We start from the raw sequence: 13,989 nt of genomic DNA, 5'->3' as shown, positions 1-13,989 counted from the left end.
ATCCGATGACATTGACAACAAGGGCGCCTGACTGATGGCCAATCATGATACCGAGCACCAGCAAGACGACGAGCCGCTCGATCCGGTAATGGAAAACGTTCGGCGGAAGATGGTTCGTCTGCAGATCGTCTCAAGCGGCATCATAATCGTCAGCCTTATGGCCGTGTTGTTCGCGGTTGTCTATAAGGTGAAGAACCGCCCGGAAGCCGAAAAGGTAGCAGCCCCTGTGGGGTTTGCCGTGCCCGCCGACCAGCCGCTTTCCGCACGCGCCGCCTTGCCGCAGGGTTTCGAGATCCAGTCCGTCTCCAGTTCCGGCAGCCAGATCCTGTTCTGGGGCAGCCTGAAGGGTGAGCGCAAGGTGCTGATCTTCGATCTGTCCGTCGGCCGGATCGTGGCGGATGTGACGGTCACCAACTGACCATGCGTGACACTGTCCGCCAGATCATCCGCATAAACGATCCGCATGATCCACGTATCGCTGAGTTTCGCGATATTCGGGAGCGGGATCTGGTGGGCCGTCACGGGCAGTTTATCGCGGAAGGTACGGTCGTGCTGCGCATGCTGGCTGCGGCCCACGCGTCGGCGGCGGCGCGGTTTCGTGCGGAAAAGCTGCTGCTGTTGGAAAATCGGGTGGAGGGGGTAGCAGACATTGTGGCGGCGTTTCCCGCCGAAGTCCCGGTCTACGTCGCCTCCGCTGCGGTTCTCGATCAGATCGCGGGCTTTCACCTTCACCGTGGCGTCCTGGCTCTGGGTTTCCGCGCGCTGGAGCAGGGTGCGGATGCGCTTTTGAACGCGCTGCCGGAAAAGGCCCTGATCGGTGTTTGCTGTGGCATTTCCAACCATGACAATATAGGATCGATCTTCCGCAACGCTGCGGCCTTTGGGGTGAGTGCGCTTCTGCTGGACGAAACCTCCTGTGATCCGCTCTATCGCAAGGCTCTTCGGGTCTCGGTCGGTTCTGTTCTATCCGTGCCTTTCGCGCGCGGTGGCGCGGCGCTTTCGCTGCTGGAAACCGTGGATCGAGCGGGCTTTGCCATCTTCGGGCTTTCGCCACGTGGCGAGATCGATATCCGGGATGTTGCGAAGGCAACCCGTGTCGCACTGGTGACGGGGACGGAAGGCGAGGGATTGCCTGCCCACATTATGCAACGCTTCCAGACGGCCCGTATTCCGCAAATGCCACAGCTGGACAGCCTCAATGCGGCAACCGCGACCGGCATAGCGCTTTATGAGATGGCGCGCGGCCAGGATTTGCTCCGCTGATCTTCTATTCTGCTGTCGGTGTTGGCGAAACTCGGTCGATCGCCATGGCTGCACGTTCGGCGAGGCTCATATGGTCGCTGTCTTCCGGCTTTTCCCTGGCGGCAGCGAGCAACGAAGCTTTCAGCTCTTCTGCGTTGCCATCCTTCACAGCCGTCAGGGCAACCATGTCGGCGGCGATGGCGGCAAGTTCTGCGCGAACAGCATCCTGGGCCTTCTTCGTCTTCGCCTTCGTCAATTGAGCCGTGAGTGCCGAGGAACGGCTTCGAAGATCGCTTTCGAGCGTTTGTACGGGCAACATGTGGTCTTCGTCATCATCCGTGGTTTCGAGAAGTGCCGCCGCCGCTGCCTTCTTCGCATTGGCGGGGAGCTTCTTGCGCGGCAAGGGGTAGTTGCCGGTGACCGGCTGGACCACCTCCGCTCCGGCACTGCGGGCGGTGCGCATGCGATCCAGTTCCTGCTCGCGCCACTGAAGCCGCGTTTCGAGATCCGCCTTCGCTGCGGTTTCCCTTGCCAGCTTCTTTTCCAGCCGTGCCAGTTTGCGCTCTGCTTCCTGAAAACGCATTTCGGCGTCTTTTGCCCGCGTCGTCAGAAGTTTCGTGTCGATCCGAAGAGTATCGCGTTCTTCGCGCAGTGCCGTCGCGCGCAACCGGCTGCTTTCAATCTCGGTCTCACGCGCAGACAGGTCGAGGCGTAGATCATCGATTTCCGCCGTCAGCCGGGTGATGCGCCGCTCCAGCGCCTCGATCGTTTCGTTCCGCGCGGAGACGTTGGTTTCGACCAGATGGAGCGATTCCTTCAACTGCCGGATGAAGCCTTCTTCGCGACGCAGGCGCGAGCGCAGATCGGCGGCCTCGGCGCTCATGTCCTGAACCTGCATCTGCAGTTCGTGGTTGCTGGAATGCAGTTCGGACGCCTCAGCCGCCAGCTTGTCGAACCGGATCTGCATGCCGACGGCCTTGTCGCGCTCCTGCAGCAGTTCCTGCTTGGTGCGTGCGTTTTCGGCGGCGTAGACGGCGCGCGCCATATCCCGCTGCGCCCGCACTTCCGAGGGGCTGATGGGCATTGTGGCCTTGAGACGGTTCTCGGTATAGACGACGACGCGGCGATGGACCGCCGGTGCCAGGATCATGACCAGCAGGACGGCGCTCAGAAAGCCGAACCCGAAGAGTAGCGCGAATTGTATCACGGAAGATCCACAGCAGGCTGGCAATTTCCGATAGTGCTAACCGATCGCGTGCCGGACAGCAATATGTGCAACTGCGTTGACAGGCAGGATGGCGCGGCAAGGCAGCATGGACTGCTGCCGGTTGGCGGAATCAGAAGGGATTCCATGTCGGCTGCTGCGTGAACTTCAGATAACCGACATTGACGCCAAGGCGTGCGCCAAGCCCGGTGCGGATTGGAACGAGGACAATCTGGTCGTTGCGAAGGGCCGTCATCCCGACCCCTGCCACAACGAAGGCAGAGCCGCTGACACCGCCAAAGCGCGCATACAGGCTCTGGATATCCGGCAGATTATAGACCAGCATCATGGTGCGGGCGCCCTGGCCGCCATAGTCCAGGCCCAGAGATGGTCCCTGCCAGAAGGCCGGGTGCTTACCTGCATTCTTGGTGTAAAGCTCGCCTTCGCCATAGGTCAGACCGGCAATGAATGCACCGGACCCTTCCTGGCCGAGGATGTAACCGTTCGGCAAACCATATTGAGAGAAGGCTTTCTCCACCACCTTGGCCAGCCCGCCGCTGGTGGAGCCGAAGAAGCCATGTCCGGCATCGACAATTTCCTGCACCGAATATTGCGATCCCGATTGGGCCTGTGCGGGCGTGGACATGACTGAAGCCAGCGTTGCGCCGAGTGTGGCGACTACGAGCCGGGCAACAGCGGAAAGTCTTCTGATGATCATGGGCCTGTCCGTTTGTTCGAAAATCGTATGCCTAGGTCACGGCTGCACTATTCTGCTGCCATCCTGTTAACAACCGGTTTACCAAAAATGGTGTCATTATGGCGGCGAAGCACTGGACCCAAGTCGAGAAGAACAGGTCCGGGCAATCTTGCAATGTCAGTCCCTCGTGATGCGCGAAGCCGCGCCTGCGAGAGCCACCGGAACAGGAACCGAAATCCATGCCGAAGAATCCGAACCTCACTCTGAGCGGTCCCGATCTGGCGGCGCTCCTGTGCAGCCGTGTCTGCCACGATGTCATTTCGCCGGTCGGCGCCATCAACAACGGTCTCGAACTGTTGGACGAAGGAGGCACCGATGCCGATGCGCTGGACCTGATCCGCACCTCCGCCCTCAATGCTTCGGTTCGGCTGAAGTTTGCCCGTCTGGCGTTCGGGGCCTCCGGTTCCGTTGGCGCTTCCATCGATACGGGTGAAGCGGAAAAGGCGGCAAAAGACTTTGCCGCGGCGGAAAAGAAGACCGAGGTCACGTGGAGTGGTCCGCGCGCCATCATTCCGAAGAACCGTGTGAAGCTTCTGCTTAACCTCTTCCTCGTGGCCTACAGCGCCATCCCGCGCGGCGGCTCCATGGACATCGTTCTGGAGGATGTGGAGACCGACCCCAAATTCTCCATCACCGTGAAAGGCCGCATGCTGCGCGTTCCTGCCAAGTATGTGGAAATCAACTCTGGCACGCTGGAAGAGGCTGTCGACGGTCACACCATCCAGCCCTATTACACGGTGCTTCTGGCCGAGGAGTGCGGGATGGAACTGAAACACGTTTCCTACGAAGACCGCATCACCTTTATCGCAGAAGGTGCAGTTGCCTGAACGGTGGTAACCTTTCATTAGCGTGAACTCTATAACCTCAACCCGCGTGCGAAAACGTACGCGGGGTTTGGTCCATTTGGTCCAATGGAGGGTTCGATGCAGCGCCTGATGATCGCCGACAGTTCAGACATCGTTCGGACGGTTGCCAAGCGTATTCTGACCGAACTCGATTTTCTGGTCGTCGAAGCAACGTCCGGCCGCGAGGCAATGATGCGGTGTCAGGCGGAGACCCCTTCTATCCTCATTGTGGATGCCGCACTGGATGGTGCGCTGGACCTGATTGCCGGTGTCCGTGGCCTGCCGCAGGGCAAGGCGGTTCGCATCTACTATTGCGTAATCGAAGCTGATCTCAAGAAGATGATGCAGGGCAAGCGGGCTGGTGCAGATGATTTCCTGCTGAAGCCCTTTGACCGCAAGATCCTCTCTTCGGTCTTTGCCAACCTGCCCAAGGTTGCCTGATCGGCACTTTTTTCCAACCGATAGATCATTGAAGCGCGAGACAGCGGCGACTGCGGCACGGCGACCTTGACGCTAAGGATTGCCTGTCGCGCGCCGTGCCCTGCTGCCTGAACCTGGGTTGGAACGGGTATGTTTGAAACAAACAACAAAACGCCCGCAGCGTAAGCTACGGGCGCTTCTTGATGAAACCTGCGGGATGGCAACCGTATCAGGCGGTTTCGGCGTATTCGCTGCCGTCCGGCTCGCGCAGCACGTAGCCACGGCCCCAAACGGTTTCGATGTAGTTCGCCCCACCGGCGGCATTGGCCAGCTTCTTGCGCAGTTTGCAGATGAAGACGTCGATAATCTTCAGTTCCGGCTCATCCATACCGCCATACAGATGGTTCAGGAACATTTCCTTCGTCAGAGTCGTGCCCTTTCGCAAGGAAAGAAGCTCGAGCATCTGGTATTCCTTGCCGGTCAGATGGACGCGCTGTCCACCCACTTCAACCGTCTTGGCGTCGAGGTTCACAATCAGCTCACCGGTCACGATGATGGATTGTGCATGGCCCTTCGAACGGCGGACGATGGCGTGAATACGTGCGACCAGCTCATCCTTGTGGAATGGCTTGGTCATGTAGTCGTCGGCGCCGAAACCGAGACCACGAACCTTGTCCTCGATGCCGGCCATGCCGGACAGGATGAGGATAGGTGTCTTTACCTTGGAAAGACGAAGCGTACGAAGAACCTCGTAACCGGACATGTCCGGCAGGTTGAGATCCAAAAGAATGATATCGTAGTCGTACAGCTTGCCAAGGTCGACGCCCTCTTCCCCGAGGTCGGTCGTATAAACATTGAAGCTCTCGGACTTAAGCATCAGCTCGATGCTCTGGGCAGTCGCGCTGTCATCTTCGATGAGTAGAACCCGCATAATTTTCCCCTTAACCGCCGCGAAGGTGTGGATTGCCCCCTAACGCGAAACGGATCCAGACGTTGCCTGATTTGGAAGCTGACACCAATTGGTTAACAAACTCTGACTCCCTTTGGCAAGGCATAGGAATTCGTTAAACAAACTTGGTATTCGCCTGATTTCTCTCGTGAATCTGCCAGCGCCATACCTGAATCTTTTTGGGAGGAAATTCCCTTAAGTGATTCATACGACTCATCATTGTCGTCGGCCGAATTCGGCCATGGCATTTACGGACCCTTAAATGATCGTCCCTATCATTAATGATGCCCGTAAATGAAAGGTTACCGCGCGGGAAAAATAATTAACGGCGCGGCAATTTTTATGTCCCAAGTGTTGCACTGTGGACTCAGGGTTTGAGAGTGTGAAATGGCCGGGGTCTCGCTATCCACGGGAGTATTGCGTATGAAGACGCGTGACAGCCTTGTACGCCTGAAGGAATTTCAGGTGAATGAGAAACGCCGACAGCTGCAACAGTTGCAGATGATGATGGCCGAATTCGAACGGATGGCGAAGGAACTGGAGCACCAGATTTCGCTGGAAGAGAAGAAATCGGGAATTTCCGATCCGAATCACTTTGCATATCCAACTTTTGCAAAGGCGGCTCGCCAGCGGGCCGATAACCTTCAGGTTTCCATTAAGGAACTGAAGGTGCAGCAGGACGCAGCCGAACTGGCGCTTGAAGAAGCCCAGGCCGAGCATGCAAAAGCAACGGCACTTGAAGAAAGGGATGCGACGGTTCGGGCCCGCGCCTGATATCGTTCGCGCCGTTTCAACGACAAACGAAAGCCACGCGAGGGTAAACCTGGCGTGGGCTTCTTGCTTGTTATCCGCACAATCAGGAGCGGGGCCCGTGCCGGGCTGATGATCTATTTCTGAATGATGTCCTGCCAGTCCGGATGTCTTTCCACCTGCGCCTTGAAGAAGGGGCAGAGTGGAATGATCTTCCAGCCATTCGTGCGCGCTTGCGTGACTGCGAACTCGGCCAGTGCCTGACCGACCCCCTTGCCGCGCAGTGCATCGTCTACCTGTGTGTGATCGATGATGATGAGGCGAGGGGATGTTCTCGAATAGGTCATCTCGCCGTAGTGGCCTTCCAGTTGCGCCTTGTAAAAGCCGCCCGAACCCGTTTCGCCCTGTGTGATATTCATGATCGTCTCCATTGGCGGAAGCCTGGTCAATTCAGGCAGGCAGCACATCGCTCACCACGCAGTGCCTGGGCCCATGCAGTTCATGGACGCATTGCCAGTGCCGCGCCTGATGCGCATCTCAGCAGAGACGTGTGTCTTTGCAATGGAATGATCAAGACCCAGTAGCCATGCAGTGCAGTTGCACCCAGCGGAACTGAAAGAGGGGGGGAGGTTTTATTCCGAGCGGGCGCTAACGCATCTGTCGAAGTGGTCTATGGCTGACGTGATGCGAATAGCGAGCGCGGAAGATGGCGGGCACCTTGAATAGGCGCATGCGAAAACCCCTGGAATGCCAGGGGATATTAAGGCGCACAGGCGCGCGTTATGCCTGTCTAGTGGCGATATTGCTGGATCCGCGTCGTCCGCAGGCCGGCCAGACCATGATCGTTGATAGAGGACTGCCAGGACAGGAATTCTTCGACAGTTAAAGTATAGCGTGCGCAGGCTTCCTCGAGGCTCAAAAGGCCACCACGCACCGCTGCAACCACCTCTGCCTTACGACGGATGACCCAGCGGCGCGTATTTGCCGGGGGCAGGTCAGCAATCGTCAGGGGGCTGCCATCGGGGCCGATGACATATTTTACTCGTGGACGGATCATTTCGGTCATTGGACTCTCTACATTACACAAGACCACGAGAGCGACCGTAGCGCCGCAGCTTTAACAATTGACTAAATCGAAAACGCAAATTGTCCGAATCACTGTCCTTGACGAAACTTATTGCGCGGAGTCTTGCGCTGTCGTTTATAATTAATGAATTCTAATATAATTGGAGCTACTGAATGAAGCCGGCTGCCGGTGGACCTACGACAGCCGAAGACCGATCCAGGTTGTTAAGGTGTCGAAATCAGAGGCGTATTAGCGTCAGCTCTGTTTCTGCTGGACCTTCCGTTACGGTCGCTGTTCCCTGATGCGCGAGAACCAGCTTTTCGCCTGCAGCGAGAGAGGCGACGGTCGAGCCGGACAGGCTGACGGGAGCGGACGAGGGGAAGCGAAGTGTCGTCAAAGTTTCTCCGGTTTCCCTGTTCAGGCTCACATGATAGGTGCTGGACGCAGAAACCGTGACCTTGAGGTGGAGTTGGTAGAGCCCCTCAATCGGAATGATCACCGGTTTGCCGCCGCCCGCAAGCATGCTGCCAAGCGAAATGCCCCCCTGTTCCAGGCTGACTGTCGAAAAACCGGTGATGGATCCGGAGGTCACCAGGGTCGAGCCTGCCTCATTGCGCACCCGTCCAAGAGGCCGCATAGTCTGATCGACAGCGCCGTCAGGGCGGATGTGCAGTGCGGTGTTCCAGTTCCCGCCATCGGAAGACACCTTGAACGAAAAGCTGTCCGAACCGGCAAGGCCCATCTCAGCGCGGCCGGACCAGTTGCTCTGGAACAGGATGGAGGCCGTCTCGCCGGTGGCTGCCTTGTTGATGGTAACCCGGTGCGAGTTGCCGGCATGGTTCAGCAGAGTGGCGGGGGAGGAGACCAGAAGCCTATTATAATCATCCGGAGTTGCGCCGATGCCGAGCCTCTGCGGGGTCAGCACCTGCGGCAGCGCTGGCCTTATCCAGTTCACGCCATCGAAAACCTTGAGGGCGGCTTCGGCGCGAAACCATGCCCGATACCCGGGCAATGGCTGCCAGAAGCTCCAGGCCCCATCTCTCAGCGTCGCAATCATGCCATGATAGCCGGACCACGCACCCGTCGCCCCGGGGATCACCACGTAGCACTCCCCATTCCGGGCCTCAGCCGGGGGGGATTGCGCCTCCATCTCGACGGTGAGTTGAACCAGGCAATCCAGCAGGTCCAGGGCCTCGTTATGGGGCAGGTGCTTCTGCGCCTGAGACGGCAATATATATGGTAATGAAAGTCGAGGGCTCTTATCCATTTTCATCGATCTCCTGAAGTCAAAGACGATCGGCGACACTGATGCAGCCTTCCTGCAGCAGGGTGTCACCGAACGGAACGATGATAGGTGCAGGTCAGCAGGGTGGCGTTCTAGAGCACTTCCGGTAAACTCAGGGTCAGTTCTGTTTCTCGATTGGCGCGTGCGATCCGGTGGTGAAACGGGTGAAGTTCGATGCTCCCGCATCGGGCAAGACCGGTTCGCCATCGGGCATCCGCCAATCGGAAACCCCGCCGCGCCGTTTGCCTTTGGCAAACGCGCACACGGACAAACCTGCCGATCGCTCCGCTTCGTCAGAGCAAAGCAGAGCGATCGGTGGGACGGGCGCTTTTTGCGCCGATACCGGCCCAGCTTCCATGCTTCTCTATACTTCATGGCGAAAGCAAAAAGCGAAGACTTGTCATGAGTTTCGCTGCGGCTCTACGGCGGAGGCCCTGCGTGTGCTGCTTGCCGGTGTGGCGAGCATGCCCTGTGCCTCCGCTGGCAGACGGCCAGAATTTCAGCAGCGGCTGCCGATTTCCTGATGCCTTTGTTCTTTCTAGCATCAGTTCAAGACGAGGTTGTTGGAAGATTTGCCGCAGCAGTCTTTTTTGCTTCACATTTCGGACGAAAACGTTATCAATCGGGCCAATGTTAAGAACCCATAAGGGCCAAACATACAGAGGCGCAACGGCTCCGCCAGGTTGCGCCGCGGGGGAAAATTAATGGAGTACTTCATCCAGCAGCTCCTGAACGGGCTGACTCTTGGATCGATCTATGGCCTTGTCGCAATCGGCTATACGATGGTCTATGGTATTATCGGCATGATCAACTTCGCCCATGGCGATATCTTCATGCTTGGCGGCTTCGCTGCTCTGATCGTCTTTCTTATTCTTACAACATTCGTTGCAGGCGTTCCGGTCGCGCTGGCGCTTCTGGTCATGCTCGTCGTCGCGATGCTTGTGACGAGCCTGTGGAACTGGACAATCGAACGTGTTGCCTATCGGCCTCTGCGCGGATCCTTCCGTCTGGCGCCGCTCATCACCGCCATTGGCATGTCAATCGTTCTGCAAAACTTCATTCAGGTCACGCAGGGTCCACGCAACAAGCCCATTCCGCCGCTGGTGGATGATGTATTCCACTTTGGCGATGTAACGGTTTCGTTGAAGCAGATCCTGATCGTTCTGGTTACATCCGTCCTGCTTTTCGTATTCTGGTACATCGTCAACAAGACGCCGCTTGGCCGTGCGCAGCGCGCGACCGAGCAGGATCGAAAGATGGCGGCTCTGCTGGGTGTGGATGTTGATCGGACGATCTCCATTACCTTCATCATGGGTGCCGCGCTGGCGGCAGTCGCAGGCTCGATGTACCTCATGTATTACGGTGTGGCTTCGTTCGCTGATGGCTTCATTCCTGGTGTGAAGGCATTCACGGCGGCGGTATTGGGCGGTATCGGCTCGCTTCCTGGTGCAGTCCTGGGTGGTCTTCTGATCGGCTTGATCGAGTCCCTCTGGTCTGCCTATTTCTCCATTGCCTACAAGGACGTGGCGACTTTTGCCATTCTCGCCTTCGTGCTGATTTTCAAGCCGACCGGCATTCTGGGCCGACCTGAAGTGGAGAAGGTGTAAGAATATGGCAAACTCTCCTGTCACGACGAGTGAAGACTCGTCCGGCCTGATGGCAAAGGCCATCAAGGAAGGCCTCTTTGCGGGCCTGCTGGCTCTGGGAATGTTTCTCCTCTATGTGGGGATCGAGACCTATCAAAACATCGACAACAAGCTTGTCTGGCGCACTCGCTGGGGCCTGCTGGCTATCTTCGTGATCGCCTCTGCAGTGGGTCGCTTTCTTGTCGTCGGCTTCATCAGGCCTCATATCGATCAGCGTAAGCTGGCCAATGCGAAAGCCGGTATTCCGGAAGTCTCCGATCATAAGAGCTTTTTCCAGACCCACTTCCTCAAGATCGCACTTGTGGCCCTCGTTCTCTATCCGCCAATGGCTGTCATGCTGAATGGCGTGCAGGGCTCGCTGAAATTCGTCGACAACTTCGGTATCCAGATCCTTATCTACGTGATGCTGGCCTGGGGTCTGAACGTCGTCGTCGGTCTCGCCGGTCTATTGGACCTTGGCTATGTGGCCTTCTATGCGGTGGGCGCCTATTCCTACGCCCTGCTTTCAGACCAGTTTGGCCTGTCCTTCTGGATCCTTCTGCCGCTGGCCGGTATTCTGGCTGCTTTCTGGGGCATAATTCTCGGCTTCCCGGTCTTGAGGCTGCGCGGCGATTACCTTGCTATTGTGACGCTGGCTTTTGGTGAAATCATCCGCCTCGTGCTGATGAACTGGACCGAAGTCACGGGCGGTACGGCTGGTATCTCCGGTATCGCCAAGGCATCCGTATTCGGCATCTATTCGTTCGATGTCGGTGCATCGAACAACTTTGCCAAGGCGTTCGGCCTGCCAATGTCTTCGGCCTATTACAAGATCTTCCTGTTCTACGTCATTCTTGGCCTCTGCATGCTGACGGCCTATGTGACCATGAAGCTGCGCCGCATGCCCATCGGTCGTGCGTGGGAAGCGTTGCGCGAGGATGAAATCGCCTGCCGGTCTCTCGGCATCGATACGGTGAAGACCAAGCTGACAGCCTTCGCCATCGGGGCGATGTTCGGCGGCTTTGCCGGGTCGTTCTTTGCGGCCCGCCAGGGCTTCGTATCGCCGGAAAGTTTCGTCTTCCTGGAATCGGCGGTCATTCTTGCGGTCGTGGTTCTTGGCGGCATGGGCTCGCTGATAGGGATTGCCGTTGCGGCGATCGTTATGGTCGGCGGCACGGAGTTGCTGCGTGAAATGGAATTCCTGAAGCACGTTTTCGGCGATGATTTCACGCCTGAACTTTATCGCATGCTGATCTTCGGTCTGGCCATGGTTGTGGTCATGCTCTTCAAGCCGCGCGGTTTTGTAGGCTCGCGTGAACCGACGGCCTTCCTCAAGGAACGCAAGGCCGTTTCCGGAAGCTTCACCAAGGAGGGACACGGCTGATGACCTCCGGAACTCAGACGATGAATCAAGACACCATTCTGAATGTCGAGCATCTGTCGATGCGCTTTGGCGGGTTGATGGCGATCAACGACCTGTCCTTTCAGGTAAAGCGGGGCGATATCACTGCCCTGATTGGTCCAAACGGCGCAGGCAAGACGACCGTGTTCAACTGCATCACCGGCTTCTACAAGCCGACCATGGGCATGATTACGATGTCCCAGCGTGGCGGTGACAAGTTCCTGCTCGAGCGGTTGTCGGACTTCGATATAACCAAGCAGGCCAAGGTGGCGCGTACCTTCCAGAACATCCGGCTCTTCGGTGGTCTGACTGTTCTCGAAAACCTGCTCGTGGCACAGCATAACAAGCTGATGAAGGCTTCCGGCTACACGGTCATGGGTCTTCTGGGCCTAGGCTCCTACAAGCGCGAGGCCGAGGCCGCCATAGAGACGGCGCGCCAGTGGCTTGAGCGGGCAGATTTGATTGACCGCGCCGACGATCCGGCGGGCGATCTTTCCTACGGCGCCCAGCGTCGTCTGGAAATAGCGCGTGCCATGTGCACGGGGCCTGAACTGCTCTGCCTGGACGAGCCGGCTGCCGGCTTGAACCCGAAGGAGTCTCTGGCGCTCAACGTGCTTCTCAACGGAATCCGCGACGAGACAGGCACATCCATCCTGCTCATCGAGCACGACATGTCGGTGGTCATGGAAATTTCGGACCACGTTGTGGTGCTGGAATATGGTCAGAAGATTTGCGACGGCACGCCGGATCACGTCAAAAATGATCCGAAGGTGATTGCCGCCTATCTCGGCGTCGAGGACGACGAGGTGGAAGAAATCATTCATGAAGAACTCGACGGGAGTGCGCAGTGATGTCTGGCGAACCTCTTCTAAAGGTCTCCGGCGTCGAGACCTATTACGGCAACATTCGCGCGCTGGCCGGTGTTGATATCGATGTGAAAAAGGGCGAAATCGTCAGCCTGATCGGTGCCAACGGTGCCGGCAAGTCGACGCTGATGATGACGATCTGCGGCAGTCCGCAGGCACGTCACGGCAGCGTTGAATTCGACGGTCGCGATATCACCCGTATGCCGACGCATGAGATTGCGCGGCTGCGCATTGCGCAATCGCCGGAAGGCCGCCGTATCTTCCCGCGCATGACCGTCCATGAAAACCTGCAGATGGGCGCGGGGCTCGACAATCTGAAATACTTCCATGAGGACGTCGAAAAGATTTTCGCGCTGTTTCCGCGCCTGCGGGAGCGTCAGAGCCAGCGTGGCGGCACCTTGTCCGGTGGCGAGCAGCAGATGCTCTCCATCGGTCGCGCCCTGATGGCACGCCCCAAGCTTCTGCTTTTGGACGAGCCTTCCCTTGGGCTGGCACCGCTTATCGTCAAGCAGATCTTCGAAGCCATCAAGATCCTGAATGAGAAGGAAGGTCTGACCGTCTTCCTGGTGGAACAGAATGCGTTTGCGGCACTGAAGCTGTCACATCGTGCCTATGTTATGGTGAACGGTCGGGTGACGATGAGCGGCTCCGGCAAGGAGTTGCTCGCCAATCCGGAGGTTCGCGCCGCCTATCTCGAAGGCGGACGTCATTGAGCGCCGTGGCAAGGAGGGTTTGACAATGCAAGGTCTTTTCTTTGAAAGCGATACCGGCGCCCGCTATGCGCTTCGCTTCGTGGTTCTGCTCATTGGTTTCTGGACTGCCTGGCGCACGGGTCGTGCCGTGGCCGATGGATGGGGCAATCCGCCGCTGGTGATTGGCTATACGTTCCTTCTGGGCGTGATGATGCGCTTCCTGCACTTCTCACTCTTCCAGGGTCCGTTCCTGAGCCTTGGCTTCTACCTGCTGGATGTCGCCATTCTCCTGGTTTTTGCCTTTGCCGGGTTCCGCCATCGCCGCACGGAACAGATGAGTCAAAATTACTACTGGCTCTATGAAAAAAGTTCACCGTTCTCCTGGCGTTCCAAGACTTGACGACAGGTTGATTTCTACCCATAGTTGTGTTGCGCATTGATTTTGCGGCGCGAGGCTCAGGTCTCGCGCCGCAACTGTTTTATTCAACGCATATTTTGGGAGAAACTCATGAAGTATCCTCTTCTATCTGGAATTGCTTTTTCTGCCATCGTGGCGATGAGCGGCTCCGCCTGGGCCGACGTCATGGTCGGCGTGGGTGCCCCTCTGACCGGTCCCAATGCCGCTTTCGGCGCACAGATCCAGAAGGGTGCTGAACAGGCTGCGGCAGACATCAACGCTGCTGGCGGCATCAACGGCGAGAAGATCAAGATCGTTCTCGGCGATGACGTGTCCGACCCGAAGCAGGGCGTCTCGGTTGCCAACAAGTTTGTCGCCGATGGCGTGAAGTTCGTGGTGGGCCACTTCAACTCGTCGGTTTCCATTCCGACGGCTGAAGTCTACGCCGAAAACGGCATCCTGCAGGTAACGCCTGCGTCCACAAACCCC

At 57.7% G+C, this 13,989-nt stretch carries 18 protein-coding genes; 12 read left to right on the top strand and 6 right to left on the bottom strand.

From position 1 onward, the window contains the following. The first annotated feature begins 34 nt into the window (after nucleotides 1-34). Entirely contained in the window at nucleotides 35-418 is a 384-nt protein-coding gene (locus E8M78_RS17475; RefSeq protein ID WP_137136250.1) for a hypothetical protein, read from the top strand. A gap of 2 nt (nucleotides 419-420) precedes the next feature. Beyond that, nucleotides 421-1,263, top strand: coding sequence for an RNA methyltransferase (locus tag E8M78_RS17470; protein ID WP_137136249.1), 843 nt, complete (start codon nucleotides 421-423; stop codon nucleotides 1,261-1,263). A gap of 4 nt (nucleotides 1,264-1,267) precedes the next feature. On the opposite strand, the gene E8M78_RS17465 is transcribed toward E8M78_RS17470, so the two are convergent. Together E8M78_RS17465 and E8M78_RS17460 are read right to left on the bottom strand one after the other, a co-directional pair. Further along, entirely contained in the window at nucleotides 1,268-2,449 is a 1,182-nt protein-coding gene (locus tag E8M78_RS17465; RefSeq protein WP_137136248.1) for a hypothetical protein, read from the bottom strand. A gap of 130 nt (nucleotides 2,450-2,579) precedes the next feature. Continuing rightward, a complete protein-coding gene (locus tag E8M78_RS17460; RefSeq protein ID WP_137136247.1) occupies nucleotides 2,580-3,164 on the bottom strand; it encodes an EipA family protein in 585 nt (194 codons plus the stop codon). 218 nt (nucleotides 3,165-3,382) lie between these two features. Here E8M78_RS17460 and E8M78_RS17455 point away from each other — a divergent pair, with 218 nt between their 5' ends. Continuing rightward, nucleotides 3,383-4,030 carry a histidine phosphotransferase family protein gene (locus E8M78_RS17455; RefSeq protein WP_137136246.1) on the top strand — a complete coding sequence of 216 codons (648 nt, stop codon included), beginning with the start codon at nucleotides 3,383-3,385 and terminating at the stop codon, nucleotides 4,028-4,030. A gap of 96 nt (nucleotides 4,031-4,126) precedes the next feature. Next, a complete protein-coding gene (locus tag E8M78_RS17450; protein ID WP_137136245.1) occupies nucleotides 4,127-4,489 on the top strand; it encodes a response regulator in 363 nt (120 codons plus the stop codon). 208 nt (nucleotides 4,490-4,697) lie between these two features. On the opposite strand, the gene ctrA is transcribed toward E8M78_RS17450, so the two are convergent. After that, entirely contained in the window at nucleotides 4,698-5,399 is a 702-nt protein-coding gene (gene ctrA, locus E8M78_RS17445) for a cell cycle two-component system response regulator CtrA (RefSeq protein WP_062555521.1), read from the bottom strand. Nucleotides 5,400-5,840: 441 nt separating this feature from the next. Between ctrA and E8M78_RS17440 the strand changes: the two genes are divergently transcribed. Beyond that, entirely contained in the window at nucleotides 5,841-6,191 is a 351-nt protein-coding gene (locus E8M78_RS17440; RefSeq protein WP_062555520.1) for a flagellar export protein FliJ, read from the top strand. Nucleotides 6,192-6,304: 113 nt separating this feature from the next. Here the strand turns inward: E8M78_RS17440 and E8M78_RS17435 are convergent, their stop codons facing one another. The 3 genes from E8M78_RS17435 to E8M78_RS17425 all read right to left on the bottom strand — a co-directional run bounded on the left by E8M78_RS17435 (nucleotide 6,305) and on the right by E8M78_RS17425 (nucleotide 8,500). Beyond that, the gene (locus E8M78_RS17435) at nucleotides 6,305-6,586 is read right to left on the bottom strand and encodes a GNAT family N-acetyltransferase (protein ID WP_137136244.1); all 282 of its coding nucleotides are present in this window, start codon (nucleotides 6,584-6,586) and stop codon (nucleotides 6,305-6,307) included. A gap of 371 nt (nucleotides 6,587-6,957) precedes the next feature. Further along, nucleotides 6,958-7,233, bottom strand: a complete 276-nt coding sequence (locus E8M78_RS17430) for a DUF1153 domain-containing protein (protein WP_062555519.1) — start codon at nucleotides 7,231-7,233, stop codon at nucleotides 6,958-6,960. A 238-nt stretch (nucleotides 7,234-7,471) separates the two neighbouring features. Beyond that, nucleotides 7,472-8,500: a DUF2793 domain-containing protein gene (locus tag E8M78_RS17425; protein WP_170973459.1), complete on the bottom strand. Its 1,029-nt coding sequence runs from the start codon at nucleotides 8,498-8,500 to the stop codon at nucleotides 7,472-7,474. A 182-nt stretch (nucleotides 8,501-8,682) separates the two neighbouring features. Between E8M78_RS17425 and E8M78_RS23370 the strand changes: the two genes are divergently transcribed. The 7 genes from E8M78_RS23370 to E8M78_RS23890 all read left to right on the top strand — a co-directional run. Further along, on the top strand, nucleotides 8,683-9,042 hold the full coding sequence (locus E8M78_RS23370) for a hypothetical protein (protein WP_170973458.1): 360 nt from the start codon (nucleotides 8,683-8,685) through the stop codon (nucleotides 9,040-9,042). Between the two features lie 180 nt (nucleotides 9,043-9,222). Next, nucleotides 9,223-10,125, top strand: a complete 903-nt coding sequence (locus E8M78_RS17420; RefSeq protein WP_137136242.1) for a branched-chain amino acid ABC transporter permease — start codon at nucleotides 9,223-9,225, stop codon at nucleotides 10,123-10,125. Between the two features lie 4 nt (nucleotides 10,126-10,129). Further along, a complete protein-coding gene (gene livM / locus E8M78_RS17415) occupies nucleotides 10,130-11,527 on the top strand; it encodes a high-affinity branched-chain amino acid ABC transporter permease LivM (protein WP_137136241.1) in 1,398 nt (465 codons plus the stop codon). Beyond that, on the top strand, nucleotides 11,527-12,396 hold the full coding sequence (locus tag E8M78_RS17410) for an ABC transporter ATP-binding protein (RefSeq protein ID WP_137136240.1): 870 nt from the start codon (nucleotides 11,527-11,529) through the stop codon (nucleotides 12,394-12,396). Before livM ends, E8M78_RS17410 begins: the two co-directional genes overlap by 1 nt. Continuing rightward, nucleotides 12,396-13,124 carry an ABC transporter ATP-binding protein gene (locus tag E8M78_RS17405; protein WP_137136239.1) on the top strand — a complete coding sequence of 243 codons (729 nt, stop codon included), beginning with the start codon at nucleotides 12,396-12,398 and terminating at the stop codon, nucleotides 13,122-13,124. The genes E8M78_RS17410 and E8M78_RS17405 overlap by 1 nt, the downstream gene beginning before the upstream one ends. 25 nt (nucleotides 13,125-13,149) lie before the next feature. Next, nucleotides 13,150-13,503, top strand: a complete 354-nt coding sequence (locus E8M78_RS17400; RefSeq protein ID WP_137136238.1) for a DUF6867 family protein — start codon at nucleotides 13,150-13,152, stop codon at nucleotides 13,501-13,503. Nucleotides 13,504-13,611: 108 nt separating this feature from the next. Further along, nucleotides 13,612-13,989: ABC transporter substrate-binding protein (locus E8M78_RS23890; protein ID WP_246658372.1), on the top strand; the 378-nt coding region annotated here is incomplete at its 3' end.

Origin of the sequence: Rhizobium sp. FKY42 (genome assembly GCF_005222835.1) — a bacterium.
Classification (GTDB): Bacteria; Pseudomonadota; Alphaproteobacteria; order Rhizobiales; family Rhizobiaceae; genus Neorhizobium.
The sequence above is the reverse complement of the archived record's forward strand: the minus strand, read 5'-3'. Positions and strand labels throughout refer to the sequence as shown.

Excerpts from the sequence above, each read along its gene's own strand:
- E8M78_RS17475 (WP_137136250.1), top strand. The coding sequence starts at position 35 with ATGGCCAATCATGATACCGAGCACCAGCAAGACGACGAGCCGCTCGAT.
- E8M78_RS17470 (WP_137136249.1), top strand. The coding sequence starts at position 421 with ATGCGTGACACTGTCCGCCAGATCATCCGCATAAACGATCCGCATGAT.
- E8M78_RS17460 (WP_137136247.1), bottom strand. The coding sequence starts at position 3,164 with ATGATCATCAGAAGACTTTCCGCTGTTGCCCGGCTCGTAGTCGCCACA.
- E8M78_RS17455 (WP_137136246.1), top strand. The coding sequence starts at position 3,383 with ATGCCGAAGAATCCGAACCTCACTCTGAGCGGTCCCGATCTGGCGGCG.
- E8M78_RS17450 (WP_137136245.1), top strand. The coding sequence starts at position 4,127 with ATGCAGCGCCTGATGATCGCCGACAGTTCAGACATCGTTCGGACGGTT.
- ctrA (WP_062555521.1), bottom strand. The coding sequence starts at position 5,399 with ATGCGGGTTCTACTCATCGAAGATGACAGCGCGACTGCCCAGAGCATC.
- E8M78_RS17440 (WP_062555520.1), top strand. The coding sequence starts at position 5,841 with ATGAAGACGCGTGACAGCCTTGTACGCCTGAAGGAATTTCAGGTGAAT.
- E8M78_RS17435 (WP_137136244.1), bottom strand. The coding sequence starts at position 6,586 with ATGAATATCACACAGGGCGAAACGGGTTCGGGCGGCTTTTACAAGGCG.
- E8M78_RS17430 (WP_062555519.1), bottom strand. The coding sequence starts at position 7,233 with ATGACCGAAATGATCCGTCCACGAGTAAAATATGTCATCGGCCCCGAT.
- E8M78_RS17425 (WP_170973459.1), bottom strand. The coding sequence starts at position 8,500 with ATGGATAAGAGCCCTCGACTTTCATTACCATATATATTGCCGTCTCAG.
- E8M78_RS17420 (WP_137136242.1), top strand. The coding sequence starts at position 9,223 with ATGGAGTACTTCATCCAGCAGCTCCTGAACGGGCTGACTCTTGGATCG.
- livM (WP_137136241.1), top strand. The coding sequence starts at position 10,130 with ATGGCAAACTCTCCTGTCACGACGAGTGAAGACTCGTCCGGCCTGATG.
- E8M78_RS17410 (WP_137136240.1), top strand. The coding sequence starts at position 11,527 with ATGACCTCCGGAACTCAGACGATGAATCAAGACACCATTCTGAATGTC.
- E8M78_RS17405 (WP_137136239.1), top strand. The coding sequence starts at position 12,396 with ATGTCTGGCGAACCTCTTCTAAAGGTCTCCGGCGTCGAGACCTATTAC.
- E8M78_RS17400 (WP_137136238.1), top strand. The coding sequence starts at position 13,150 with ATGCAAGGTCTTTTCTTTGAAAGCGATACCGGCGCCCGCTATGCGCTT.